General features: G+C 33.9%; 1 protein-coding gene. It reads right to left on the bottom strand.

Annotation, left to right across the window (positions count from 1 at the left end):
• Positions 1–18: 18 nt before the first annotated feature.
• Entirely contained in the window at positions 19–1,233 is a 1,215-nt protein-coding gene (locus AC59HC_RS22960; protein WP_496559451.1) for an IS4 family transposase, read from the bottom strand.
• Between the last annotated feature and the right edge of the window lie 149 nt (positions 1,234–1,382).

Here is a 1,382-nt window from a genome sequence, read left to right as displayed (position 1 = left end):
GCTAATCTTGTAGTGGTTTTATAATTCAGCTCCTTTTTTGAGATAATAAAACCGTTGCATTGTTTGTGCTAGTTTTTTGATACCAGGAAAAGGGTAGCTTCTTGTTGGACTAAATGCTGCGAGGGATTTACTCAGTTCTATAATAAAATCTTTGATCGTTATAATTTTTTTCTTCGAGAGCCTTTCCACCAGCTTGATTTCTTTTTCTGTATAATAATCCCTTGCCACAGCAGCTGAATTCTCCCGAATAAGATAGGTTAAACGCAGTACTTCCACAGAAACAACAGAATAAAATGTTAATGCATTAATCATAGTATGTAAGTCATCAAATTGCAACTTTTCGACTTGATATCCTCCACTTTTCATAGTAAAATGAAACAACTCTATTTTCCATCTTAAAGAATAGAAATCAACTACCTGACAAGCTTGTTCAAAGTTATTTATTGGTAAATCTGTAAGCAAATACCAGCAAATTTTTTCCTTTTCATTCTCAGCACCATCTAATTCTATTTCTTCGGCAATCACTATGTTATGATCCTCCAACACTTTTTTACCCTTGTGAAATATGCCTACAGTGGCACTTTTTAAGGACAGTTTTACATGCACATGTTTTCCTTTTCTAAATATTTCTATTTCTTTATAACCATGATCCACAGCTTTTGGAGAAATGTCTTCTAATTTTAAAAACTCCTGTGCATCGTCTTGTGAAGAAATAGATTCTACCTCTGATTTCAATCTGAAATTTCGTTGTTGAAAGACACGGGTAACATGAACTACATTTTCAGCTTTCTCTTTTCTATAAAATTCCAGAAAATCAGCTTCTCTATCCTGGACCATTACCATTATCTTATCTTTTGCCTGATGAGCTAAATCGTTAGTGTTCTTCAGGCTTTCAAGCCATTTATTACTTTCTTTACCTTCAAAATTTACGGTAGAATTACGACTCCAATATTGTTGATGAATAATACCTAAAGCAACACCTGTACTGGAAAATGCCAAGGTGTTATGCTGTAGGATACCAAGAATATTACCTTGAATCTTACCTATACCTTCCATCTTCTTGTGCCCTGTGTAGTTGTAGACACAAGTGTCTTGAGCTATGATAATATAGTCTTCTGACCTGTTTTTTATATGAGTGAGAGTCTTAGCTCTATGATTTTCAAGCATTAAATAAGGTGTAAGTTGTGATTTGGAAAAAGTATCAGCAACACTTTGCCTGAAGCTGTTGCCCATACATTGTGAAAAAGAAATACCAGGACTGGCTAAACATTTTTTTTTGCTTTTTCTAAGTTACTTACCTTCTGGGGACGTAAACCCTTGATTATTTCAAAATCTTTCACAAAACAAATTTAAGCTTATTTGAAAACTCCTACAAGATTAGC

The organism is Chryseobacterium sp. DZ-32, assembly GCF_059587025.1.
Note: the sequence above shows the minus strand (reverse complement) of the source record. Positions and strands in the feature narration are given on the sequence as shown.